At 55.2% G+C, this 22,127-nt stretch carries 29 protein-coding genes and 1 other RNA gene; all 30 read left to right on the plus strand.

Annotated elements, in window-relative coordinates; translation table 11 throughout:
* The first annotated feature begins 29 nt into the window (after positions 1-29).
* The 30 genes from KHU29_RS09705 (at position 30) to KHU29_RS09850 (ending at position 22,101) form a co-directional block, all read left to right on the plus strand.
* The gene (locus KHU29_RS09705; RefSeq protein WP_211452605.1) at positions 30-242 is read left to right on the plus strand and encodes a hypothetical protein; all 213 of its coding nucleotides are present in this window, start codon (positions 30-32) and stop codon (positions 240-242) included.
* 21 nt (positions 243-263) lie between these two features.
* Entirely contained in the window at positions 264-497 is a 234-nt protein-coding gene (locus KHU29_RS09710) for a hypothetical protein (RefSeq protein ID WP_211452606.1), read from the plus strand.
* A gap of 6 nt (positions 498-503) precedes the next feature.
* A complete protein-coding gene (locus KHU29_RS09715; protein WP_211452607.1) occupies positions 504-1,097 on the plus strand; it encodes a hypothetical protein in 594 nt (197 codons plus the stop codon).
* Positions 1,098-1,149: 52 nt separating this feature from the next.
* Positions 1,150-1,779, plus strand: coding sequence for a DUF3164 family protein (locus tag KHU29_RS09720; protein WP_211452608.1), 630 nt, complete (start codon positions 1,150-1,152; stop codon positions 1,777-1,779).
* A gap of 72 nt (positions 1,780-1,851) precedes the next feature.
* The gene (locus KHU29_RS09725) at positions 1,852-2,190 is read left to right on the plus strand and encodes an HU family DNA-binding protein (RefSeq protein ID WP_425514462.1); all 339 of its coding nucleotides are present in this window, start codon (positions 1,852-1,854) and stop codon (positions 2,188-2,190) included.
* 3 nt (positions 2,191-2,193) lie between these two features.
* Positions 2,194-2,258: hammerhead ribozyme type II (locus KHU29_RS09730), an RNA gene on the plus strand.
* 36 nt (positions 2,259-2,294) lie between these two features.
* On the plus strand, positions 2,295-2,687 hold the full coding sequence (locus tag KHU29_RS09735) for a DUF2528 family protein (RefSeq protein WP_211452610.1): 393 nt from the start codon (positions 2,295-2,297) through the stop codon (positions 2,685-2,687).
* A gap of 1 nt (position 2,688) precedes the next feature.
* Complete coding sequence (locus KHU29_RS09740; RefSeq protein WP_211452611.1) at positions 2,689-3,141, plus strand: regulatory protein GemA; 453 nt, start codon at positions 2,689-2,691, stop codon at positions 3,139-3,141.
* Between the two features lies 1 nt (position 3,142).
* Positions 3,143-3,535: a hypothetical protein gene (locus tag KHU29_RS09745; protein ID WP_211452612.1), complete on the plus strand. Its 393-nt coding sequence runs from the start codon at positions 3,143-3,145 to the stop codon at positions 3,533-3,535.
* A 191-nt stretch (positions 3,536-3,726) separates the two neighbouring features.
* Positions 3,727-4,851: a hypothetical protein gene (locus KHU29_RS09750; protein WP_211452613.1), complete on the plus strand. Its 1,125-nt coding sequence runs from the start codon at positions 3,727-3,729 to the stop codon at positions 4,849-4,851.
* A 54-nt stretch (positions 4,852-4,905) separates the two neighbouring features.
* On the plus strand, positions 4,906-5,259 hold the full coding sequence (locus tag KHU29_RS09755; RefSeq protein ID WP_211452614.1) for a DUF2190 family protein: 354 nt from the start codon (positions 4,906-4,908) through the stop codon (positions 5,257-5,259).
* A gap of 57 nt (positions 5,260-5,316) precedes the next feature.
* On the plus strand, positions 5,317-6,264 hold the full coding sequence (locus tag KHU29_RS09760; protein ID WP_211452615.1) for a phage capsid protein: 948 nt from the start codon (positions 5,317-5,319) through the stop codon (positions 6,262-6,264).
* A 67-nt stretch (positions 6,265-6,331) separates the two neighbouring features.
* Positions 6,332-6,640 carry a hypothetical protein gene (locus KHU29_RS09765; RefSeq protein ID WP_211452616.1) on the plus strand — a complete coding sequence of 103 codons (309 nt, stop codon included), beginning with the start codon at positions 6,332-6,334 and terminating at the stop codon, positions 6,638-6,640.
* Positions 6,637-7,167, plus strand: coding sequence for a phage protein Gp36 family protein (locus tag KHU29_RS09770; RefSeq protein ID WP_211452617.1), 531 nt, complete (start codon positions 6,637-6,639; stop codon positions 7,165-7,167). Before KHU29_RS09765 ends, KHU29_RS09770 begins: the two co-directional genes overlap by 4 nt.
* Positions 7,164-7,598 carry a phage virion morphogenesis protein gene (locus KHU29_RS09775; protein WP_211452618.1) on the plus strand — a complete coding sequence of 145 codons (435 nt, stop codon included), beginning with the start codon at positions 7,164-7,166 and terminating at the stop codon, positions 7,596-7,598. The genes KHU29_RS09770 and KHU29_RS09775 overlap by 4 nt, the downstream gene beginning before the upstream one ends.
* Positions 7,595-8,185 (plus strand): phage protein Gp37, encoded by a 591-nt coding sequence (locus KHU29_RS09780; protein ID WP_211452619.1) that lies wholly within the window; start codon positions 7,595-7,597, stop codon positions 8,183-8,185. Before KHU29_RS09775 ends, KHU29_RS09780 begins: the two co-directional genes overlap by 4 nt.
* Positions 8,169-8,408, plus strand: a complete 240-nt coding sequence (locus tag KHU29_RS09785) for a hypothetical protein (protein WP_211452620.1) — start codon at positions 8,169-8,171, stop codon at positions 8,406-8,408. Before KHU29_RS09780 ends, KHU29_RS09785 begins: the two co-directional genes overlap by 17 nt.
* 65 nt (positions 8,409-8,473) lie before the next feature.
* Positions 8,474-9,955 (plus strand): phage tail sheath subtilisin-like domain-containing protein, encoded by a 1,482-nt coding sequence (locus KHU29_RS09790; RefSeq protein WP_211452621.1) that lies wholly within the window; start codon positions 8,474-8,476, stop codon positions 9,953-9,955.
* Between the two features lie 54 nt (positions 9,956-10,009).
* Positions 10,010-10,384, plus strand: coding sequence for a hypothetical protein (locus tag KHU29_RS09795; protein WP_211452622.1), 375 nt, complete (start codon positions 10,010-10,012; stop codon positions 10,382-10,384).
* 94 nt (positions 10,385-10,478) lie between these two features.
* The gene (locus tag KHU29_RS09800; protein WP_211452623.1) at positions 10,479-11,009 is read left to right on the plus strand and encodes a phage tail assembly protein; all 531 of its coding nucleotides are present in this window, start codon (positions 10,479-10,481) and stop codon (positions 11,007-11,009) included.
* A gap of 60 nt (positions 11,010-11,069) precedes the next feature.
* A complete protein-coding gene (locus tag KHU29_RS09805) occupies positions 11,070-13,301 on the plus strand; it encodes a phage tail tape measure protein (protein WP_211452624.1) in 2,232 nt (743 codons plus the stop codon).
* A gap of 1 nt (position 13,302) precedes the next feature.
* Positions 13,303-14,589 carry a DNA circularization protein gene (locus KHU29_RS09810; protein WP_211452625.1) on the plus strand — a complete coding sequence of 429 codons (1,287 nt, stop codon included), beginning with the start codon at positions 13,303-13,305 and terminating at the stop codon, positions 14,587-14,589.
* Position 14,590: 1 nt separating this feature from the next.
* Entirely contained in the window at positions 14,591-15,703 is a 1,113-nt protein-coding gene (locus KHU29_RS09815) for a phage baseplate assembly protein (RefSeq protein ID WP_211452626.1), read from the plus strand.
* Between the two features lie 25 nt (positions 15,704-15,728).
* Positions 15,729-16,196: a phage baseplate assembly protein domain-containing protein gene (locus KHU29_RS09820; RefSeq protein ID WP_246541802.1), complete on the plus strand. Its 468-nt coding sequence runs from the start codon at positions 15,729-15,731 to the stop codon at positions 16,194-16,196.
* A 107-nt stretch (positions 16,197-16,303) separates the two neighbouring features.
* A complete protein-coding gene (locus KHU29_RS09825; protein WP_211452627.1) occupies positions 16,304-16,864 on the plus strand; it encodes a phage GP46 family protein in 561 nt (186 codons plus the stop codon).
* Positions 16,865-16,885: 21 nt separating this feature from the next.
* Positions 16,886-18,016 (plus strand): baseplate J/gp47 family protein, encoded by a 1,131-nt coding sequence (locus KHU29_RS09830; protein ID WP_211452628.1) that lies wholly within the window; start codon positions 16,886-16,888, stop codon positions 18,014-18,016.
* A gap of 4 nt (positions 18,017-18,020) precedes the next feature.
* Positions 18,021-18,617, plus strand: coding sequence for a putative phage tail protein (locus KHU29_RS09835; RefSeq protein ID WP_211452629.1), 597 nt, complete (start codon positions 18,021-18,023; stop codon positions 18,615-18,617).
* A gap of 12 nt (positions 18,618-18,629) precedes the next feature.
* On the plus strand, positions 18,630-19,559 hold the full coding sequence (locus KHU29_RS09840; RefSeq protein WP_211452630.1) for a hypothetical protein: 930 nt from the start codon (positions 18,630-18,632) through the stop codon (positions 19,557-19,559).
* On the plus strand, positions 19,556-20,098 hold the full coding sequence (locus KHU29_RS09845) for a tail fiber assembly protein (protein ID WP_211452631.1): 543 nt from the start codon (positions 19,556-19,558) through the stop codon (positions 20,096-20,098). Before KHU29_RS09840 ends, KHU29_RS09845 begins: the two co-directional genes overlap by 4 nt.
* A gap of 95 nt (positions 20,099-20,193) precedes the next feature.
* Entirely contained in the window at positions 20,194-22,101 is a 1,908-nt protein-coding gene (locus KHU29_RS09850; RefSeq protein ID WP_211452632.1) for a hypothetical protein, read from the plus strand.
* The last annotated feature ends 26 nt before the right edge of the window (positions 22,102-22,127 follow it).

The raw sequence follows: 22,127 nt of genomic DNA on the forward strand, positions 1-22,127 counted from the left end.
ATCTTCAACACGTCCAAACAGGAGAAACCATGATGCACATCATTCAACAACTGAAACGCAAATGGCGCGAATTCCGCCTGCAATGGCTGATCAAGCGGCAGGAAGCAATCGATGCGGTATTGAACGAGCAAGAACGCGCCTATGAGGACGGTTTGCAGGAAGTACGCAATGTCCACGAAAAAATTACCAACCGCCTGGCGGCCAAACGCACCGCCATCCGTTCCGCGCTTATCCGCGGTTAACTTTACGAATAGGGAAACAGCATGAATCACGATCAACTCATAACGAAGTTAGCCAATATTGAAGAGTGCGCCACCTTGACCGTTGGTGAAGTGTGTCAAGCCATGACTGCGCTCGGCGCTGGTTACCACAACATGACGTTTACCGACAATGATGGTGAACCGGTATTGGTGATTGCCATGGCCCACGGTGTCAGCGCAAGGCGCCTCGATCGCACCTTGAAGTTCGTGGACACAATGACCGAGAAAGAGGAATAACTCGCCATGCCATTGCCTACCGTTTCCTGTCCTAACTGTCGCGCCGTGATGAGCTTCGATTTGTTGCTGACAGACGACGCGCCACGCGAAGCCCTGGCGGCGATTGTCGCGGCGCATCCGGCGGGCAAGACGTTTATTAAGCCGCTGCTGCGTTACGTCGGTCTGTTTGCGCCTGAGAAAAGTCAAATGAATCATCGCCGTATGGCAGCCCTGATTCTGGAGCTGGTGCCAGGGATTAGTGCGGCGCAGATAGAACGTAATGGCCGCAGCTGGGCTTGTCCCATCACTTACTGGCAAATGGCCTTTGAGCAGGTGCTGGCGCAACGCGATGCGGGGCAACTGCGGCTGCCGCTCAAGAGCCACGGCTATCTGTATGAGGTGCTGGTCGGTTTCGCTACGCGGGACGAGGGCAAGAAAGAGCAACGCCTGGAAGACCAGCGCGCCGGTGTTGCTGGTGCCGGATTGTCGCCATCGCGGCAAGCCGTGACCAGCACAAGCAGCGCCGGTCCGGTAATGCTCAATGCCGGGCTCCAGAAAAGCGAGATGCCGCAAAGCGTCAGGGACGCCCTGGCGATAGTGCGCAAGCCGAAAGACCCATAGCGCCACGTCTTCACAACAGGTTTGAAAGTTCATTCACATTAGGAGTCACAACATGCAAAACAACACACAACAAACCGCCGTACCAGCAGGTTACAAGAAAGATGCGCGGGGCCATCTGGTACCGCTCGAATTGATCAAGCCGATCGATCTGGCCCGCGACGACATTGTGCGAGAACTGATCAGCGCGGCGCGTACGCTCCAGGGCAATCTAGCCAGTTTCAAGAAAACGGCCTTTGCCGACGCCAATGCTTTTGTATCAATGAGCGCCGAACACTACAACGCCAAGGTCGGTGGGAACAAGGGTAATGTCACTCTCGCCAGCTTTGACGGCCAATACAAAATTCAGATTGCCAAGGCCGAAAACGTCACGTTCGACGAGCGGCTGCAGGCGGCCAAGGAATTGGTCGACGAATGCATCAATGAATGGTCTGCCGGTAGCGATCCCAAAATCCAGATGCTGGTACAGCAAGCCTTTGAGACCGACAAGGAGGGAAATATCAACACTGGGCGTGTGCTGGCCCTGCGTCGGTTGAATATCGAAGATGGCAAGTGGCAGCAAGCCATGACGGCCATCAGCGAATCGGTCCAGGTGATCGGCACCAAAACCTATATCCGCTTTTATGAGCGCGTGGAAGATAGCGACCAATACGTTGCCATCAGCCTGGACATGGCATCAGTGTAGTCAGGTGGTCCGCCCAGCCGACGGTGGCGTGGTCATGAAACAGCGGCAGATTGTGCCTGGACTCCTTCCTGTGTGAACAATCCGGCTGACCCACGATACGGGTCACCTTTATCTTTATCCATTACTTACGGAGTCACAATGAACAAAGCAGAACTGATTAAACATATCGCGGTACAAGCCGAAACCACCGCCACCGCAGCCAACAAGGTGGTCGACGCATTGATCGCCACGGTGGCCGCCGAACTTGCCGCTGGCAACGACGTGATGTTGCCTGGCCTGGGTAAATTCTCTGTCTCTGAGCGGGCTGCACGTATTGGCCGCAATCCGGCTACCGGCGAGGAATTACAGATTGCAGCTAAACGCGCCCCGAAATTTAGCGCCGCCACAGCCTTGAAAAACGCCTTGTCCTAAATCTTGCGAAACTGCCCAGTCGGGCAGTCTGCCAGGCGTCGCGCCCTGGCACTGATGAGCAGCGACAATCCCGCGTTTTGGCACTTTATAGAAGAGAAAACACCATGGATCAATGGATCAGATTTACGATGACGTATGACGACACCTATAGCGATGTAGTGGTAGATGTGTTGGAGCCGACTAGCGACAAGATGATCGCTTTGTGCACACAGATCAATGAGTTTTGGTACGCCGCAGATTGGCGTCTCAAAGAAAGCGATGGCGACGTAGTAAAAGCAGTCATGACGTTACTTTGCCGTAGCGCGTTACTGGAACATATGATCAACCCGTTGGGCGCGCTACACGCCTTTTCCGTTGATGGCATGGAGGGCTGGCCAAAACTCGATGGATCAGAAGGAATCAAACTGATTAGTGTCGAGAATTTTGATTTTGTTGGCGATGTTTCTGTCGCATGCGCGCCGCTTTCACAGTGTGAGCAACTGCAGGCCGAGGCTTAATATGGCCCTCTCCACCGATCCCGTCAAACGCGATTGCCAGGTAATCCGCTACAAAGCGATCAAAGCTGGCATGACCGAAGAGCAGTACAAGGACTGGCTGAACGATCAGTTCGGTGTGGCTTCGGCCACCGAGTTGACAGCGACAAAGCGCAAATCGGCCCATGGTCGATTGAATGCGCTGTTGCTTGCCACCGGCAAAGAACGCCCCAGCGAGACTGCCTGGCGCGATCCGCAGATTCACAAGCTGGAAGCGTTGTGGAACGCCTTGGCCACTGCAGGCGCGGTGCGTGTGCGTGAGCGCGCCGCCTTGGAGGCCTGGTGCAAGCGTCAGCAGCCTGCCATGTCGGCTTTGCGCTTTGCCAGTGGCCAGCAATTGTCCGAACTGATCGAAGCCCTTAAAAAATGGGAGCGCCGCGTCATGGCGAACCAACCCCAGGAAAAAACCAAGCCATAACATGGACACCCGCATCCACAATCCGCTAAAACTGCCAGAATCGCTACGCACCCTGATTGAGTGCATCGGCGAAGAGGCAGCGTTGCGCCTGATTGAATGGCGCGGCGGGGCGTATATCTGCGTTCCAGGCAAAGTCGATCCAGCCCATCCATTGCTAGACCATATCGGCGGCATCGCGTTTGCCAAGCTGGTCTACCGGTACTCTGGCGAGACCATCACCCTGGTCAAAAATGACGCTGTCGTGCGCCAGATCAAACACGCCTTGATACGGGAAATGCGCTACCAGCAGAATATGCAAATCGATGACATCGCTATCAAGGTCGGTTATTCGATGCGCCGCGTATTCCAGGTGCTGGCCGAAGAAGATGCGCCGATGAACGGTACATTGTTCTAACCGACCCTCTCCAATATCCCATACCCGATTTAAAAACGATCAGAACCGCTTTAAAAACCGCAACCGCTCCCGAGTTGCTAGCAGCGGCAAGGTTGTGATGCAAAACCGCTTACAGCGCGTTTTAAGAACTCTTCCAACTTGTGAAATACTTCACCATGATTTTGTGATCCGTCTCGCGCACACTGCGCAGCATGGACCCTACACAAAACACCCCAAAACCGACCTTACGCAATCGCTGGATCGAAGTATTCAAAGCAGGCACGAATACCGACGCCAAGGGCAACGTCTGCACGTTCACCCAGGCCGACCTGGATCAGATCGTCGTCAATCATCAACTCGGCGCTGCGCCTGCGGTATTGGGGCATCCCAAGCATAACGATCCGGCCTATGCCTGGACCGAAGATGTGAAGCGCGAAGGCGATCTGCTGTTCGTCAAGTTCAAGGATATCCATCCGGCCTTCGAGGCCGGGGTGCAAACCGGCGCATATCGCAATCGCTCCGTCTCCCTGGTCAAAGACAAGGAACACGGCTTTCGCCTGCGGCATGTCGGCTGGCTTGGTGCAGCAGCCCCTGCCATTGACGGCCTGACGCCAATCCAGTTCTCTGCCGATGGCGAAACGATGGAGTTTGCATCTTCTGCTGTATCCAGTGCGAGCTGGGCGTTAGAAAATTGTGCCCGCCTGTTTCGCGGCCTGCGCGAATACCTGATCGCCGAAAAGGGCCAGGAAGAAGCAGACCGCCTCATTCCAAATTATCAAATCACCAGCATCGAAGACGCTGCCGATGACGTCGGTCGCGACAACTCAGGTGCGCCCACTTTCTCAACAGGAGCAGATGCCATGCAATTTACCCAGGAACAAATGGATGCCGCGACAGCGGCGGCCCGAACCGAGGCCACCCAGCAGGCCAGCCAGCAATTGACCGAAGCGACAAATCGCGCCAACGCTCTGGAAGCGGAACGTCGTACCGAACGCATCACCGGCCAGATTGAGCAATGGAAAAAGGACGGCAAGGTACTGCCTGCCGAGGCCGGTGGTCTGTCGGAATTCATGCAGGCGCTGGAAACCGCGCCACAGACGTTTGAATTCTCGGCCAATGACGGCAAGCCTGCCAAGAAAACTGGTCCGGAATGGTTTGCCGACTTCATGGCAGCGCAACCGGCCAAGATCAAGCTGGGTCCCCAGGGTGGTGCTGGTGACACCCTTCAAACCGGAGCCAAGCGGCCGGAAGAAATCGCCGCCGACATCCGCGAGTACATGGCAACCCACGGCACGGTGTCGTATGCCGATGCGCTGGCAAAAGTCACCGCAGCGTAGTTCGCAGACGGCCTTCGATAACCGTTACTTCAATTTCACATACAGGAGCAAGACATGAACAACAAGCCAGGCTTGATCGCCAACTATACCGCTGTAGGCGTTATTGCCGCCCATACCTTTGCCTCTCTGGTGACGGTCGGCGAGGACGATACCCAAGTCGCCACCGCCAACGGCACTGGGTTGGTGCTGGGCGTTACCGCTGATGTCGGTGCAGCGGACGGCGGACGCGTTGATGTTGTTCTCACTCAAATCACCCCCGTGATCTACGGCGGCAATCTCACCCGAGGCGAACCGGTCAAGAGCGACGCGAACGGCCACGCGGTCCTGGCCGAAGACGGCGATGCAGTATGCGGCCAGGCGTTGCAAACCGGCCTGGCTGGCGAACTGGGATCGGTGCTGCTGCGCTAACGCATCTCTGCACGCAAGATCAGAACATTCACTCACCCATTTTAAGGACTTATCACGATGGACAGCCCATTTCCACAAGATCCGCAATTAACCGCCATTGCGATCGCGATCAGCAACAATGAACTGATTGCCGACCTGGTATTGCCACGCACCACGCCCCTGGGCAAGAGCAGCTTTAAGTACCAAGAATTTGAAACGGCGCAATTCTTTACCGTGCCCGATACCAAGGTTGGCCGTCGCTCCCAGGTCAACGAGGTCGAATTCCATGGCGAAATGAAAACGGAATCTACTGAAGACTTCGGCCTGGAACATCCGCTGCCGTTCGCCGACGTCCGCGATGCGCCAGACAACACCAATTTGGAAGTTCTGACAGCGCAGTGGCTGACCGGCCTGGTGCTGCTGGACCGCGAAGTACGCACGGCCCGCAAGGTCTTTGACCAGGATACCTATGGCGACAACAGCGAAGTCGTCGGCGCCACCGACCGCTTCGACAATCCCGATAGCGATCCGTTGAATCATCTGCTGGATGTATTGGACCGCACCATCTTGCGCCCCAACATGATCACGATGGGCCAAGCGGAATGGCGCGCTCTGCGCACTCATCCTGCCATCGTCAGCGCGGTGCAACGCAATAGCGGCATTAAAGGCGCTGTATCGAAGGAAGCCGTGGCCGAATTGCTGGAAATTAAGCAAATTCTGGTTGGTCGCTCCCTGGTCAACACCGCCAAGCCAGGCACCGCCGCAAAACTGAAACTGTGCTGGTCTGGTGGTATCTCGGCGATCTATCAGGACGAAACCGCCGCCAAGATTTCCGGCGTGGTCGATGGTGCAAACGTCACTTTCGGTTTTACGGCACAGACCGGTACGCGCTTTGGCAGTTCCTGGGACGACCGCAATATCGGCCTGACTGGTGGCCGTCGTGTCCGCATCGGCGAAAGCGTCAAGGAAGTGATTTGCGCCCCGTCGCTGGGCTATTTCCTCAAGGATGTGATTACACCGCGCTAACCATCGGCGGGGCAAGCAAACGTCTTGCCCCGCCCAACCAGTGCAACAGATCAACGCAGGAATCACTATGAAAACCAACTACACGGTAACGGCCAATCTCCGCATAAATGGCCGCAGCTTTATCACTGGCGACAGCGTAGCGATTGGCGATGGCATGGATGTTGATGACCTCATTAAATCCGGTCTGCTGATCGCAGATGCGACGGACTCTATCGACAAGCTGGATGCAGCCGAAGAAAACACGCTCACACCCGCAGCGGATGCGCCAACAGAGACAGCGCCGCCAGTTGCGTCAACGCCAGCCAAAGCACCTGTCGTCACGCCTCAGAAGGCGACAGCAAAGGTCGCGCCTAAGAAGGCGACAGCAAAGCAATGACAGCCGCACGTCTTACTTATGCGACAGCGGCCCAGTTTATCCAGGAATTCGGCCAGGAAGAAACGTGCCATCTGCTGCGTGATGAATTGCCGCTGTTGACTGAAGAACTGCTGCAGGAAGCATTAGAGGGCAAGTTCTCCGATGGACGTTCAGAGGAAGAGCAGCAGCAAGCCATTGCCGCCGCCAAGCGCCTGGACGATGCGATTATCGAGGCGGCCAACTGGATGGATGGCTATTTGATGAGCGCTGCGCCGTTGCCGCTCACGGCGCAGCAGATCGCGGCGGCACCCATCAAAACCTGTTGCCTGGAGTTGACCCGTTGCCAGTTGATGGATGACGACGACAACGCCACCGAGGGCACCGAGAAACGCTGCAAGCGCTGGATTAGCTGGCTGCGCGATGTAGCCAACCGCACTGTGCGCCTGGTGGCTGAACAGAAAGGCAGCGGCGGCGTAATGTCCGGCAAGTTGTCCAGTGCCTATAACTGGGATGCCTTTGATCGCGGCCAGTGGGGGCGCAGGAAGTGAACGGCACCTCCATCCAGTGGGATTTCGGCGATGCCGCCTTGCAGCAGCATTTGCAGCGCCTGGCGCATGCCGATCTGAGCGGCCTGAAAGAAAACATCGGCGAATACCTGGTGGGGCAGATTCAGGATCGTTTCGATCAGCAGCGACTCTGGGACGGCAGCGCCATGAAGCAATCGGCCGCGGCTAAGGAACGCGGCGGCCAGACCCTGATACGCAGACGGCTGCTGTACAAAAGTTATGTCTACAACGTCACCAGCGACGGCGTCGAGGTCGGCAGCAATTCCGCGTATGCCCGCATTCATCACTTCGGCGGTAACGCTGGGCGCGGCGGTAAAACCAAGATCGACGCGCGACCTGTGCTGGGCATCAACGATGCAGATGAGATATGGATAGGCGATCTGATGATGAATGAACTACGAGGTCTGGAATGAACGACACCAATAGCGCCAGGTTACTGGATGCGATTAAGGACCGCATCACACAGCACACCGCCGCGCTGTTTAAGCAGGTTGAAGACTACGGTGGCCAGTTTAGCGCCGAAGAGATGGACTTCAAGAGCTTTACGGCACCGGCGGCCTTTGTTTCGTGCCTGGGCTGGCAGAAAGTCGACCGAGGAAACTACCTGGGCGGCAAACATATCTGGCGCGGCCGCATGGCGATTTTCATCGCTACCAAGGATGTAAAGCGGGATTCCCGCATGCGGGAGGCGATGCTCCGCGCTGACGTGCTGACATCCCTGTTCTCCGACTGGAAACCGGACATGTGCGCCGGTAAGACCGAGAACATCGGTGCCGAAAATCTCTACAGCCGCAGCATAGACAAAAAAGGATTGGCGCTTTGGATGGTGGACTGGTGGCAGGAAATTGAAATGAAACCGCCGGTTCTGCCACGCCCTGACCTGGAGACCATTGCAGTGCATTCAACCGCCAGTACAAACGCCGATTCCGCGCTTGATCCGGCACCGAAAGAAATTACCGTTACCCATGAATTGGAGATGAAAGATGGCCAAGACAACTAATGCAACACCCGACATCGTTGCTACTACCGATGTTACACCCGTCGCCAAGACGCCACGCCTGGGCGAAATCATCAGTGTGCGGGCTGGCGCTGACCGCACGGTTCCCAACAACGAAGCGGGAGATTATTTCAGCGAGAAAGACGCTGTCGCAGTGACTGTCGATCTGCGCATCTTAAAACTATTGCGCGACGGCGATCTGCTACCAGCGACGGGCAAGAAATAGACCGCTGTATAGCTCTGCCAAATACCCTTTAAACCGACTTTGCAGCAATTTTATAGGTGGATTCCATGATTCCAAATTTACTCTCCCTGAATTTCCTGATGCCCTTTGTGGCCCACAAATTCGACGCGTCTAATGCGATCCGCAATCTGCGTGGCATGCCGCGCTGTGTGTTGCTGATCGGCCAGGCCAAACCACCGGCCACCCTCAATCTCAACCGTCGCCACCGCATCAGCACCGAGAGCGACGCCATCGGCACGCTCGGCGAAGGTTCGATGCTGCTTGCCATGTGGCGCGGTGCCCGAGCCAATGCAGCCCTAGGCATGCCTATCGACGTGATCATCCTGCCGGATGACGACACGGCAGTAGCAGCCACCGGCAAGGTCACGCTGTTGCTTGATGCGGCGCATGCGTCGGGCGAGCTGCCGCTCTATATCGGTGGTGAGCGCGTACGGGTTGGCGTCGCCGTGAACGACACAGTACAGTCCCTGACAACCAAGCTGATCAACGCCATCAACGCCGCCGTAAAACTGCCGGTCACTGCTACGGAAGGAACGCCGGATGGAGAAATTGTGCTGACCTGCAAATGGGGCGGCGCCACCGGCAATGATATCGATTTGCGCACGGTGTTCGCCCAGGACGATCTGCTGCCGCAAGGCTTGAGCGTGACAGTGACGCCAATGGCAGGCGGTGCCGTCAATCCCGACATTACCCCTGCCATCGTCGCCATGAAGGGCTACCGCGCCACAGAGATTGCCATGCCTTATACCGACAGCACCAATATCGGCATGTTGGAACTGGAAATGGAGGCGCGCTGGGGCTACGACAATATGCAGGATGGGCAGGTAGTGACCGTCATGCGTGGCACCGAGGGGCAGGTCACGACCTGGCTGACGCCGCGCAACAGCCTGCTGTTCCATACCATTTGCGTCACCGCAGATCGTTCCAGCCCGTGGGAAACCGCCGCCATGGCAGCCGCAGCCATTGAGAGCCACTGCGCCATCGATCCGGCCGTGCCGTTCACGGGCGTGCAACTGGTCGGCTACAAGGCAGCAGCTAAGGAAGACGACTTCGAAGACATGACCCAGAAAAACAACCTGTTGAATGCCGGCGGCTCGGTGCTGGAAGTGGCCGACGATGGCACGGCCAACCTGCTGCGCATGGTGACCAACTACACCAAGCATCCGAGCGGCGCTGTTGATCCGAGCTGGCGCAATCTGAACTGGGTCAAAACCTTGAGCTACTACCGCTGGTTCACCGTCACCGAGATGCAGATCCGGTATCGCGGATTCAAGCTGGACGAGTACCAGATCGAACCCATCCCAGGGCAAAAGATCATGACGGTGGATTTGATGAACGACATCATGCTCAACAACTACCAGCAGTTTATTGACGCAGGACTATTTACCAACATGGCGTATTACAAGGACACGCTGATGATTGAAGTCGATGCGCCGAACGGCAAGGTCAAAGTGGTTGATAGTCCGGTATTGATTACCCAGCACTACCAGACCGAAATCACCAGCCAGTTCGCCGCTGGGCACGTTTGACGGCCAGGCCAGCGCCCCATACCCACCTAACACGCCATCGCGAAAGGAATCATCATGGCTGGATGTAATAGCGAATTATTCAGAGTGGACACACTCACCATTGACGGCGAATCGATTGCCATTGAAGACAGTAGCGCCACGATTGAGGGGGCCATGGGTTTTGAGACTGAGGTAGTCCCTGCCTCCGTCGGTGACGATGGCACAAGCCGCAAGCGCGTGCCGCGTGTGATCAAGGCCAAGCTGTTGTTTATGGGCGGCGTCACACCCGATAAGTTTGCCCAGATATGCGAAGCACAGATTGTATTGACCAACCTGCACACCGGCAAGCGGGTACGTGCTGGCAAATGCCGCATCAAGTCGATGGGCGAAATCGGCAACGGCTCTGTCGATATCGACTTTAACTGCCTGTCGCCGTTTCAGTGGTTATAGCCGCCGCGCCCTAAGCGCCCAGGGCGTTGCCTTTCCCTTTGTGCCGGTCAATGCGATCCGGCATTTTCTTTAATTTGATCGCTGGAGAAACCCTATGAATGACTCAATTTTTATTCTGCAATTACTTGACGGCCTGCCGTCCAATGTCGGCGGCAAGCCGGTCAAGTACAAAACCGTGCATCTGCGTGAAACCAATGTCAACGACGAACTGACCGCCGTACAACTGGCAGAACGCATCAAAACCATCAACGGCAAGCCGACCTTGCTGGTGTCCGATGATCTGTATCGCACGGCCTTGACCATGCGCCATGTCGAAAAATTCACTTGTAGCGGCCTGGATGATATCGGCCAGGACGTGCTGGACTTGGAGATGTTCGGACGCCTGACTACCTACGATCTGCAACGAATTGAAGAGCGCTGCCTGGTCGTGTCGATGGCCGCGCAATTGCGCTATGGCTTGATCACCGAGGCAGAGTTCGACCAGATATTTGCCGGAACCACCAACACCACAACGGGACAAATCGGCCCGCGAGCCGAGGGCCAGGCTGCTGCAGTGGGAGCTGATCGCGACCAAGACCAGCCTGGCCCAGCAATGCTCACCGACTTCACTGCGACAAACACCTAAAAGCCTGCTGATGCTGTGGATTAAACAGATCGGCGACGCCAACCGAGCGAGGAACAAATAATGGGTAATCTCACTCTGCGGTATCACATCAGCCTGGCTTCCAATATCGCCAAGAACGCCGCCGCCAATGCCAAGGCGTTCGAGCAAGCCAGCAAGCGCCAGAACAAGGCAATGAACGAAACCGACAAAGTCGCTGCCAAGACTGACAAAACCATGTCGGCAGTCGGCAAGAAAACGGAGATTGCCAGGCTTGAGCGCGAAATGCGCCGAGCTTCCGTAGTACTGGACAGGACCGGTGAATCTGCCAAGCGGCTTCAGCGCGAAATAGACCGGCTCGGCACCGGCACATCGATTCAGCGCACCAATATGTATCTGATGAGCCTGGGGCGGCGCATGGAGACAGTACGTGAACAGGCGAAGAAGATGGGCGAAGCGATCAATAAAGGCAGCGAAGTGGCTGCAGGTGTTGGCGCAGGGGTAATCGCTGGCGCTGTAACGACCGGCGCAATCGCAAAGGCACCAGCTATCCGCGCCAACCAATTGACGATGGATGCAAATGCCGAGGGGCGCGGCAGTACATCCGAAGACTATAAATTGCTTGAGAAAAGAATCAAAGAATCAACCAATAAGACTGCCCTGGACTATTTCGGAAGCATTGATGAAGTACGCGCCATGCGTGCAGAGTTGGTCAGGACCACTTCGGCAATGTCCAGTACAGATGCGGAAATCATGCAAAACAGCATCCAAAAAACTGCCACTGCCACCGGTTCGTCTGTTGCTGAAGTGACTGCCGTAGCCATTGCGGCTATTAAGAGTTTCTTGCTGCAGCCTGATCAAATTTACGCCGCGTTGTCAAAAGCGAATCTCGCCGGACAGATGGGAGGGTTCGATTTTAAAGAGCAGGTAAAAGTGCTCCCTCAGTTGTTGGCAGACCTCAATAAAGACTTAGGCATGGCAGGAATTGATGACTTTAATGAGGTTATCACCTACATGCAGGGTGCATTTAAAGGGGCTGGTGGCGATGCCGGCATTGCCGCTATGAACGTACGCATGCTGGCGTCACGACTAGCGGCTCCAGAGACTAATGAAAAATTTCGAGAGCGTGGTTACACATACGATAAAGATGTGAGCGAGAAAATGGATCAAGGGCTATCGCGCCTTGCTGCATCAATGCAATACATGGAAGAGGCGCTGTTGAAAGATCAACAGTATGCCGAACTCAAAATCAAAGCTGCGGCTGAAACTGATGAACTAGTTAAAGAAGCCATCATTAATAAGATGATCGATCGTATGAAGGGTAGCGTTATTGGTGAAATTTTTACAGATCGAAAAACCCGCAACGCACTAGTTACGTCATTGGTTGAGAAGGAAACGGTTAAAAGCATTCGCAACGAGACGAATAAAGATAACGGCCAGCAATCTGATGAATGGTTCAACCGCAACAAGGAAACCACTGTCTCGAAAGCAAAAAGGGCACGGACTGAAGTGGAAATTGCCTCCAGCAACGTTTTTGAAAAAGTCGAGCCAGCTATACAAAGCATGATCACCGGAGCGACGCAATTGGCTGCGACCTATCCTGGTGTTACCACAGGTGCTTTCGGGGTAGTGTCGGCATTTGCCATCTTCAAAGCCGCGATGATGGGTAGCGGCATTCTGAAGCTACTTAGCGGCAAAGCTACCGGCCCAGGGGTGCCGGTGCGTGTCACCAACATGACTGCGGGCTTGGGCGGCTTACCCGATGCCCCTGGCGGTTCTGGAAAAGGCGGAAAGGCGGGCAAGGCCGGTGGGTTTGTTGCCCGTAATGCCGGATTGCTTCGCAAACTGGGATGGATGGCCCCAGTTGCGATGTCCGCCTACGAGGTCGGATCAGCTTTAACCGATAGCGATAAAAGCGCTGCTGAAAAAGCCAACGCTGTGGGGCGCACCGCCGCCGGTGCTGCCGGTGCCTGGAGTGGCGCAAAAGTCGGGGCTGCTGTCGGTACTCTCGGTGGCCCCGCAGGCACCGCTATTGGTGGCCTTGTTGGCGGCGGCCTGGGTTGGTTGGGCGCTACCTCTCTCGGTGATCGTTTAAACCGGCCGCATTACTCGGACCATCCGGCACTACAACCCGATGCCGCCTACAAGGCTATCAGCGAAATTCCCTTGCAGAAGACCGAGGTCGACCTCAAAGAGGGCCGTTTACGCATAGGTCTGACCGTCACCGACAGCCGAGTAGAGAGCAATCTCACCGTTTTGCAGCAATTCAATGGCGTCCATATGGACCTTGGCAACACCAACCCAGGAGGCTTTTAAGATGGATATCGAATGGCTGAAACAACTGCGGCAGGCAAGCTGGCGCGGCGTGCCGTTCCAGGTTGATACTGTCGATACGACTGCAGGACAGAATACGGTATTGCGCGACTATCCGTTCCAGGACTTGCCGACAGTGTTTTCCATGGGTGCGACAGCCGAAGAGTTTAAATTTTCGGCTTACGTGATCGGTGACGACTACCTGCAGCAATTGGACGCACTGCGTGAAGTGCTACAAGGCGACGGCATCCTGATCCATCCCACGCAAGGCAGCATCCGGTGCTATTACCACGGAAAATATACGGTCAAGGAAGCGCCTGCCAGTGAAGGCGGCATAGCACGCCTGGAACTCAATTTCGTGCGCGGAGAAGAACGCCGCTATCCAACCGGCACACAAAACACCACAGAGGCACTGGAAGAGGCCAATGCCGAGGCCAAGAAATCTGTCATCGACACTTTTACCGATCAGTTCAAGATAGACGGCCTGCCAGGCTGGTCGCTGGATAATCTACGCAACGGCCTACGCGGTGCCCTGGATGCGGCATGGTCCGTCATCTCTACCGTCAATAGCGGCGTCAACTATTACGACAACCTGGTGCAGCAGTTCATCATCAGTCCCAGCAATGAGCTGCTTGGCATATCCGGTGTGTTGGGCAATACGGTCGGTTCTATCATGCGCGTGCCGCAGAATCTCCCGACTTCGCAGGCCACCGCCATATTCGGGCAGATGCGCAATCTGTGGCCGATATCGTCCAGTCAGTCGGTGGCCAACGCCTATAAAACCAGTGGTGTGCCGCCCGTAACAGACGCCAACGTGCAACTGGCACGAGCGCTAACACCCCCTTACACGCCATATGCGACCGAGGCACGCCAACGCGAGGCCGAACTGTTTACCCGCTTGGCCGTGCTGTTTGAAGGTTTGGCGACGGTGGCCGCTGCCGAAGCAGTCGCCCAGATAGAACTGGACAATATCGACCAGGCTGCAGCGTTACGACAGGACTTTAATCAGCAGTTATCGCGCTTGCTGCGCCTGAGTGTCGCCGATCATGGCGTACTCATGCGCTTGCATACAGCCGTATTGGCGGATTTACAGGAGCGCTCAAAGGGATTGGCACGGATTACGAATTACACGCCGCAGAGTTGGCAACCAGCGCTGTATATCAGCTATCGGCTGTTCGGCACGGTGCAATGGATGGATGAAATTTTGCGAATGAATCCGCATATCCGCCATCCCTTGCTGGTTCCGCCAAATACCCCATTGCGCGTCATCAAACACAACCAGGATAACTGACATGCAACGTTATACCAAAGACCAGGCCAAGGTGGTCGTCACCGTCAACGGACGCAATTACGAGGGCTGGATCGAGTCAAGCATTGAGCGGTCGATAGAGAATATCAGCAGCCGTTTTACTATTCCGGTCACGTTCGTGCCCGGCAGTCCACCGGATATCCAACGCCAGGACGATATCAAGGTATTAGTCAATGAAACCTTGGTCGTTACCGGCACTGTGCTGGCGGCGGAACCATTTTATAAGCGCGATGATTGCGGTTTCAAGATCGAAGGCCGCAGCCGCACTGGCGACCTGGTGGGTTGTTCGGCCATGTATCAAGGTGGTCAGTGGAAAAGTGCCAATCTGGACCAGATTGCACGGGATTTATGCACGCCATTCGGCATTGAGGTGGTGGCCGATACGAATATGGGCGCGCCGCTGTCGGATTTTAAGATTGAACATTGCGAAACCGTCGTGGCGACGCTGTCCCGCGCCGCCCGCATTCGCGGCGTTCTGATGACGACCAATGCCCGTGGCCAGCTGTTGCTGACCAAGGCTGGCAAAGCCAGAAGCCACGGTGCTATTGTGCGCGGTCAGAACGTGATCAGCATGGAGTCCATCGGCACAGATGCCCAGCGCCATAGCGAATATATTGGTTATGGCCAGAAGAAATCGACGGGCAATTTTGAGGACGCGGTACAGCAAAAGGCCCGCGTTACCGACCCGGAGATGCGGCGCTATCTGCCGTTGATCATCGATGCCCAGGGCAATACCGAGACCGAGGACATGAAACGCCTGGTCGAACATACCATGCGGGTACGGCGAGGTCATGCTTATGGCTTGAAGTACCAGCTTGAGGGCTGGACCTGGGAAGGTAAGCCATGGGAAATCAATACGCTGGTGCCGATCTATGACGACATCGCCGGTCTGAATGGGGATCTGTGGCTAATCACCGATATCAATAACAAATGCGACATCAAGGAAGGTGATGTTAGCAATATCACGGTGCGGCCGGTCGACGCCTATGACACTGTGCCGATCAAGCCACGCCAGAACAAACACGGCAAAGGCGACAAGAAGAAACCAGAGATTACAGGCCCACGTTTTAATATTAGGAGGAGAGATCTTGAGTAAGCAAACCATGATCCGGCGCGCCAGGATGCGTGCCTTGAAAGAAGGTCAAATTCAAACTGTGCGCGTGGAGATATTCGACTCCAACGCCCGCGACGCAGTAGAACGCTTCCAGGACTACGGCCTGGCCTCCAATCCGGTAGATGGCCAGGGGCTGGCGGTGGAATGCGATGGCCATGTTGTCGTGTTGCGCATGGACCGCCTGGCCGAACGGCCGCAATTGGCCGCGCATGAAGTATCTGTATGGCACAAGGATGGGCACCGCATCACGCTGACCGATGGCAAAAAAATCATCGTTGATTGTGATGAATATATCGTTAATGCTAAAACCAAGGCGGCATTTAACACGCCGTTGATTGAAGCACCGAGTGCCATTATCCAGGCCAAAAATGTGCAGGGCAGTGAAGGCGGCACTTTTGGCGGCGTGGATTCGGTCACTCACGCGCACGATGGTGTTCAGCGCGGGAACGACCAATCTGGTGGTCCTGTCAAATAAGGTCAGCGCGGGCAGCGATAATTTCATCCTGCCCGCGCTATAGCATCGTCGCCACTTATGAAATGCTTCACCTTTAGCTAATCCCGCCTTTCCTAGATCATGGCTCCATGATCGATACCCGCACCATCACCCCACCAGCAAGTGACACGCTTGCATTGCCGTTTGACTGGCAATGCAAGCGTGTCTCCAAACAGTCGTCATTTCCCCACCACGATTACAGCAATCCGTGCGCCGCTCCTGGTCGTGGCGCGGTGGTACTGCAGGAGTACGCCCTGGGACTGGACGACACCTTACAAACAGCAGTCATCATTTCTTTGTTCTCCGACCGGCGTGCTGGCCGAGACACAGTGCTGCCACGCGGTCAGACAGATCGTCGCGGCTGGTGCGGCGATGAGTTTGCCAAGTCCCCCGATCCGTGGGGGTCTCTGCTGTGGACCTGCTATTTCACTAAATCGACGGTCGACAAATTGGAGGAAGCCCGCTTTGCGGCGTGGGAAGCACTGCAGTGGATGGTAGCCGAAGGCTTGGCCCAGCGCATCACGGTGACAGCGCAGTGGACCGGAGAAAACGCCGACCGTCTCGCACTGCGGCCGCAAATCTGGCAGGACGATGGCGAGACGCCCATTTATGACGTGCTATGGGGCACGACGTTACGCAAATCGTTGTAATCACACTGGAAAGAGCAATTAATGGCAACGCAGCAACCGAACATCCCGACGATTGATGAACTGCATCAGAACGCGGCAACCTTGCTGCAGCAAGCCTTGGTCGATGCCGACACCAGCGGCAACACCTTGTCGGCCAGCGATATCGCCCTGGTGCGCTCCAATACCGAGGCCCAGGCATTTGTGCAAGCGGTTGGTATCTATGGCGCTTATCGCTACTTGCGCGATTTTGTTGCCAAACAAGCGATCCCGACCAAATCGGCCGGCGAATTCCTGGACGAATGGCTGCAAGCATACGGCATCCCGCGCAAGGAGGCCACGCCATCTGGCGGCATCGTGCACGGCACGGGTGTGCCGTCTACACCGCTCAAAGTGGGCGGTACGCTGCAAGCCGAGACCGGCGTGGAATTCTTGCTACGTGCCGATGGCGTGGTCGATGCGGATGGTGTGCTGCAATTGTCACTGGTTTGCGCCACGGCAGGTAAAAGCGGCAATCTGGCACCAGGGACGACGTTGACCCTACTGGCAACCGAACCGGGCATCGACGCCGAGTTTGTAGTCGGCGCAGATGGTTTCTCCGGTGGTACCGAGAGGGAAACCGACCCCGAGGCAATTTATCGCTTGCGCCAGCGTCTGGCGAATCCGCCACGCGGCAGCGCACCCAGCGATTATGAGCGCTGGGCCTTGTCGATACCCGGCATTACCCGTGCCTGGGGCGTACGCAACCCCAGCGGCCCGACCTCGGCAGGCGTCATCATCATGGCCGACAACAACGTGCCGTATGGCTTACCCACCGAAGCCCAGCGCCAGGCTGTATATGACTATATCCGAGATCCCGAGCGCGGACCTTCGGACGAATTGTTCGTAATCGTGCCGAAGCCAAAATTTGTCGATGCGGTGCTGGGGATTGACCCCGATCAGCCGGATACTCGGACCGCGATTGAATTGGAACTCAAAGACCTGTTTTATCGGGCTGCGGTGCCAGGTGGTCGTATGCCGTTGTCACATCTGAGCGAGGCTATCTCCACTGCGCCAGGCGAATACAACCATCAGATGTTCGAACCTGAACCGATATCAGGTGGCTTTCTATTTGCCGGTCTCTATGAGTTGCTGATATTGCGTTCAACAACGTTTCAGCCAATGACTATTGGATAACCTGATGAACAAATTTGTACAGGCGCTTAGCCATTTGCTGCCAACCGGCTGGGCCTTCCCGCGACATCCGAAGTCGGTTGTCATGCGCTGGCTGAAGGCCTTTGCCGGTGTGCTCGAAGAGCATCACGACTTCACCAGCCAAACGATACGTCAATGGATGCCGCACCGCACCTGCTCCCGTATAGAAGAGTGGGAGGATGCGCTGGGCTTGCCTGATCCATGTTTTGGGGAGAACCAGGACATCGAGCAACGCCGCACCACCATGTTGGCGCGGTTTCGAGGCGGCGTGACGCTGGCTTATGACGATAGTTCAGCCGACAGCATCGGCGCCATTCAGCGCTATTTACGGCTTCATGGGTATGAGATTGAGGCCTGGTACAACACCCCGTTTCGTGTGGGCCGCAATCGTGTCGGGGAGAAATTGGGAACGCTTAACGGTGTATTGCACATCCGCGTACTGCATATTTGCAGCCCTTTTCGGACTGGCGCTAACCGCGCTGGCCAGCGCCTGGTGAACTGTAGCAAAAACAGCGAAGCCGTTGAGTGTTTGCTAAAACGCATCGTGCCAGCCCGCTTCGCGATCCATGTGATTTATTTTTAAGGTGAGGACACGATGAATTACACAGACAGCCTTGACCGGGTTATCCATCTCCCTACAGGTCAACCCATGCATACGGACAAGGCAGCGACCTGCACCGTCCAGTCGGCCAAGGACACCAATATGCCCATCTGGAGCCTGATGGAATTAGTCAAGGCAGCAGGATTTGCAGGACGACCATTTAATCCCGATGATCCGGGGACGTATACGTTGCTGAAAAGGGCGATAGACGCCATTTACGCCCCCCTGAAAAGCCCTGAATTTACCGGCGTGCCGAAGGTGCCAACGCCGAATCAGGGCGATAAAAGCAAGCAGGCGGTCAACTCCGAATTTGTAACGCTAGCGCTGGCCGACAAGGCGATCGGCGAAGGTTTCAATATGGAGTGGGCTGGCCTAGAAGGTCAACCTCCTTGGGTATTGGGTGGCCCCGATCCGGCGCGTATTAAAGTCTACGACCCGCGCAATTTTCACGTCAGTAAAGCAGATGACGCAGAACATGCCGGTGACGCTAGATATGCGACGAACGCTGGATATGCAGATGGCACCGGATACGCGGTGTATGCCGATAATGCGGGGAACGCCGGATTCGCAACGAATGCCGGTAATGCCGACACATTGGGGGGTATCCCAATGCGCCATCAAGAAAACCCCGGTCAGCCTTATTACCTCTATGGACGGAGTGGGGACGCCGCTGAAATTACGCTTTTTACCCGTAGCTGGTTGGCGGTGGGGTCCGCGGATTTCGCAACGACTGCGACCTATGCACATCAGTTGACCGGTCCGGGCTTGGTGGGCGGTAACGTCGGTTCTTACCTTCTCAACAAAAATCACACAACATCGGAGGCAGCAGGCGCGTGGGAATTGCGAGGATTTGCCTATGATTATGGATCATTCAATGATGGGCAACTTGGTTCGAGAGCAGCTTTATGGCAAAGGGTGGGATGATGAAAAAGACGAATGTGAAAGAGATTGGCACAACTTCGGCGGACCCGATGGAGGCCCATATTACCGGTAATGGTTTGCCACAAATCGTCATACCCGAGATGCTGGAGCCAGTAGAAACACCAGATCCATTTACTGTGATTGATGTTCGCAATCCAATGCGTAAGCCATCGGGGATTATTTGCGAAGTGAAGTTTGCCTCAAAAGACAAATATTTGACATTCCTGGCCAGACCAGACGACGTCGAGCTACATGGACAACAAATTTACAGGGATTGTGACGAAGGTGTATGGGGCGACGTGCCGAATTACGTGCCATCCGAAGAAGAGTTGTTGGTCGAAGCGGAAAACAAGCGTAGCGAGGCACTCACCGAAGCTGGCACAAAAATCTCCGATTATCAGGATTTGATTGATGTTGGCGAAGCAACCGGCGCGGATGCCGCCATGCAAAAGGAATGGAAAAAGTATCGGATAGCTGTCACTCGCGTACCGTCCCAGAGTGGTTACCCCGGCTCCATTGATTGGCCCGTCAAGCCTGAATAACGTTTGTGAAGCGGTTAGACAGTGCGACTACCCCTGTTAAACGCGTCATACCCCACGGTTTGCGATCAATGTGATTTTTTTATGATGAGAGTGAAATGAACTATACGGACAGTTTGGACAGGGTGACACATACGCCCACTGGCCATACCATGCATTCGGACACAGAAGCTATTCCCACTGTGCAATCGGCCAATGATACCAATATGGTAATTTGGTCTTTGATGGAGCTATTAGGGGCGGCAGACATCCCTGGAAAATCGTTTAATCCGGATGACCCGGAGAGCTATACGCTACTGAAAAAGGCGATGGATTCGGTTTACGCAAAATTGGATGGCCCCGAGTTTTCAGGCCCACCAACAGCCCCGACGGCTCCCGCATTCGACGACAGCAGAAATCTGGCAACGACGGAGTATGTCGAACGGGCTATTGAGCTTCACACGGTTAATCTACTTAGCCACATGACGCCTCAAGAACGAATCGATTTTGCCACCCGACCACAGCCGTTAGAGTTGGATTTGCAAGCGGCATTTTCCCGTGCGCAGGCGGCATTGCCAAATGGCGGGTATGTTGAATTGCCTGTTGGCGTGATGCCAGCATCGCGTATCACCATATTGCGCAAGTGCGTGTTGCGCGGCAAGGGAGTGGCGTCTAGCATTATTAGGCAGCGTGCCGGTAGCAATCAAGATTTCATCATTTCAGAAAATTTTCAGGTTTTGACAGGGTCGAAATTAACTATCAACGACCCTCGCGTGCCATCGTGGTTTGGCCTGGTGGATTTACATGTGGACGGGAATAGGTTTAATGCAACGACTAATCCGACTGGAAATACTGTTGGAACCGGTGTGAGTTTCTATGGCCCGGCTCAAATTCTTGGCGGTAAAGTGATGGTTCGAAATTGTGCTGGACGCGGCATTTATACAGAAGATTCAAGTATAGCTTCAGCAGTCTGGGAAGGGCAGGAAGAGGGGCAGTTCGAAAATATCATCGTGCGCGACAATACCGGCGACGGATGGCTCTCGCGCGGTCCGCACAATTCGCTTTGCAAGTCCATTACCTCCGGCTTCAATGGCGGGTGGGGATTCAAGTCAGAAGAAAGCGACGAATATAGTGGTAGTTTCGATGCTATTGGCAGCCTACATACCTACGGCAACGGCCGGGCGATTTTGCCGTCAGTTCGCACAGGCGCATCTCTTGGCGCAATTTGTCGCATTGGCAAGCTCATCACGGACGGCGACAATCTGACAATCGAAGCCAGCCGCGTCCAGATTCAAACCTATCGTTGCTACAACATGGGGGCTGCGCGTGACGGCCTGGTGTGGAACGGGCACGAGGGCTTTATCGGTGCCATGAATGGGAACATGTGGAGTAATTCTGTCGGACGAGCGGCAGTCGTGATTAATGGTAGGCGCAACCGTATTGGAGCTGCCCTTATCAGTACTAATAACCCGGACAATGACGGATTTGTTATCAATGGTGTTTCTACTCAAATCGATGGAATTAATATTTCGGGATTTAATGCCGCCGGACGCACGGCGTTGAGTCTGAATAGTTCCAAGTGCAGAATTACGGGCGAAATCACCAACAGTTCAATCGCGTTTAACTATGTCGGGGGAGCCAGCAATATCGTCGATCTGGAAATTTCCACCGATAGAGAAGATCAAATTGCCGTAACTGGAGGTAGACCGGGCCAGAGCGATCGCTTTAGCATTAGAAGCACTGGATATAACAGCGGGGGAACAAGCGCTTCAATTATGTCAGGTGCCATAGCAATGGATACGACAGCGCCACAAATCGTAACGATCCCACATTCCCTTCTTTACACGCCAGCACGTGAGCAATGCGCAATGTCTTTGTTGGGAGGCTCCCCGACAAGCACGGCATATGTGATTGCGTATATGCAAATTACCTCAACCAGTCCAACGGCTATCGTTGTGAATTATCGGTTGGTTACTGCTGGCCCGCCAGGAACGGTGGCGCGTATTGGTATCCGTGTCGCTTTGTAAGTTCTAAATTCTTCATTGAAAGGAAG

Source organism: Collimonas antrihumi, from assembly GCF_018304965.1.
Lineage (GTDB): Bacteria > Pseudomonadota > Gammaproteobacteria > Burkholderiales > Burkholderiaceae_D > Collimonas > Collimonas antrihumi.

What these genes read in the sequence shown, in the direction of transcription:
- KHU29_RS09705 (WP_211452605.1), top strand. Translation starts at nt 30, where the DNA reads ATGATGCACATCATTCAACAACTGAAACGCAAATGGCGCGAATTCCGC.
- KHU29_RS09710 (WP_211452606.1), top strand. Translation starts at nt 264, where the DNA reads ATGAATCACGATCAACTCATAACGAAGTTAGCCAATATTGAAGAGTGC.
- KHU29_RS09715 (WP_211452607.1), top strand. Translation starts at nt 504, where the DNA reads ATGCCATTGCCTACCGTTTCCTGTCCTAACTGTCGCGCCGTGATGAGC.
- KHU29_RS09720 (WP_211452608.1), top strand. Translation starts at nt 1,150, where the DNA reads ATGCAAAACAACACACAACAAACCGCCGTACCAGCAGGTTACAAGAAA.
- KHU29_RS09735 (WP_211452610.1), top strand. Translation starts at nt 2,295, where the DNA reads ATGGATCAATGGATCAGATTTACGATGACGTATGACGACACCTATAGC.
- KHU29_RS09740 (WP_211452611.1), top strand. Translation starts at nt 2,689, where the DNA reads ATGGCCCTCTCCACCGATCCCGTCAAACGCGATTGCCAGGTAATCCGC.
- KHU29_RS09745 (WP_211452612.1), top strand. Translation starts at nt 3,143, where the DNA reads ATGGACACCCGCATCCACAATCCGCTAAAACTGCCAGAATCGCTACGC.
- KHU29_RS09750 (WP_211452613.1), top strand. Translation starts at nt 3,727, where the DNA reads ATGGACCCTACACAAAACACCCCAAAACCGACCTTACGCAATCGCTGG.
- KHU29_RS09755 (WP_211452614.1), top strand. Translation starts at nt 4,906, where the DNA reads ATGAACAACAAGCCAGGCTTGATCGCCAACTATACCGCTGTAGGCGTT.
- KHU29_RS09760 (WP_211452615.1), top strand. Translation starts at nt 5,317, where the DNA reads ATGGACAGCCCATTTCCACAAGATCCGCAATTAACCGCCATTGCGATC.
- KHU29_RS09765 (WP_211452616.1), top strand. Translation starts at nt 6,332, where the DNA reads ATGAAAACCAACTACACGGTAACGGCCAATCTCCGCATAAATGGCCGC.
- KHU29_RS09770 (WP_211452617.1), top strand. Translation starts at nt 6,637, where the DNA reads ATGACAGCCGCACGTCTTACTTATGCGACAGCGGCCCAGTTTATCCAG.
- KHU29_RS09780 (WP_211452619.1), top strand. Translation starts at nt 7,595, where the DNA reads ATGAACGACACCAATAGCGCCAGGTTACTGGATGCGATTAAGGACCGC.
- KHU29_RS09785 (WP_211452620.1), top strand. Translation starts at nt 8,169, where the DNA reads ATGGCCAAGACAACTAATGCAACACCCGACATCGTTGCTACTACCGAT.
- KHU29_RS09790 (WP_211452621.1), top strand. Translation starts at nt 8,474, where the DNA reads ATGATTCCAAATTTACTCTCCCTGAATTTCCTGATGCCCTTTGTGGCC.
- KHU29_RS09795 (WP_211452622.1), top strand. Translation starts at nt 10,010, where the DNA reads ATGGCTGGATGTAATAGCGAATTATTCAGAGTGGACACACTCACCATT.
- KHU29_RS09800 (WP_211452623.1), top strand. Translation starts at nt 10,479, where the DNA reads ATGAATGACTCAATTTTTATTCTGCAATTACTTGACGGCCTGCCGTCC.
- KHU29_RS09805 (WP_211452624.1), top strand. Translation starts at nt 11,070, where the DNA reads ATGGGTAATCTCACTCTGCGGTATCACATCAGCCTGGCTTCCAATATC.
- KHU29_RS09810 (WP_211452625.1), top strand. Translation starts at nt 13,303, where the DNA reads ATGGATATCGAATGGCTGAAACAACTGCGGCAGGCAAGCTGGCGCGGC.
- KHU29_RS09815 (WP_211452626.1), top strand. Translation starts at nt 14,591, where the DNA reads ATGCAACGTTATACCAAAGACCAGGCCAAGGTGGTCGTCACCGTCAAC.
- KHU29_RS09820 (WP_246541802.1), top strand. Translation starts at nt 15,729, where the DNA reads ATGCGTGCCTTGAAAGAAGGTCAAATTCAAACTGTGCGCGTGGAGATA.
- KHU29_RS09825 (WP_211452627.1), top strand. Translation starts at nt 16,304, where the DNA reads ATGATCGATACCCGCACCATCACCCCACCAGCAAGTGACACGCTTGCA.
- KHU29_RS09830 (WP_211452628.1), top strand. Translation starts at nt 16,886, where the DNA reads ATGGCAACGCAGCAACCGAACATCCCGACGATTGATGAACTGCATCAG.
- KHU29_RS09835 (WP_211452629.1), top strand. Translation starts at nt 18,021, where the DNA reads ATGAACAAATTTGTACAGGCGCTTAGCCATTTGCTGCCAACCGGCTGG.
- KHU29_RS09840 (WP_211452630.1), top strand. Translation starts at nt 18,630, where the DNA reads ATGAATTACACAGACAGCCTTGACCGGGTTATCCATCTCCCTACAGGT.
- KHU29_RS09845 (WP_211452631.1), top strand. Translation starts at nt 19,556, where the DNA reads ATGATGAAAAAGACGAATGTGAAAGAGATTGGCACAACTTCGGCGGAC.
- KHU29_RS09850 (WP_211452632.1), top strand. Translation starts at nt 20,194, where the DNA reads ATGAACTATACGGACAGTTTGGACAGGGTGACACATACGCCCACTGGC.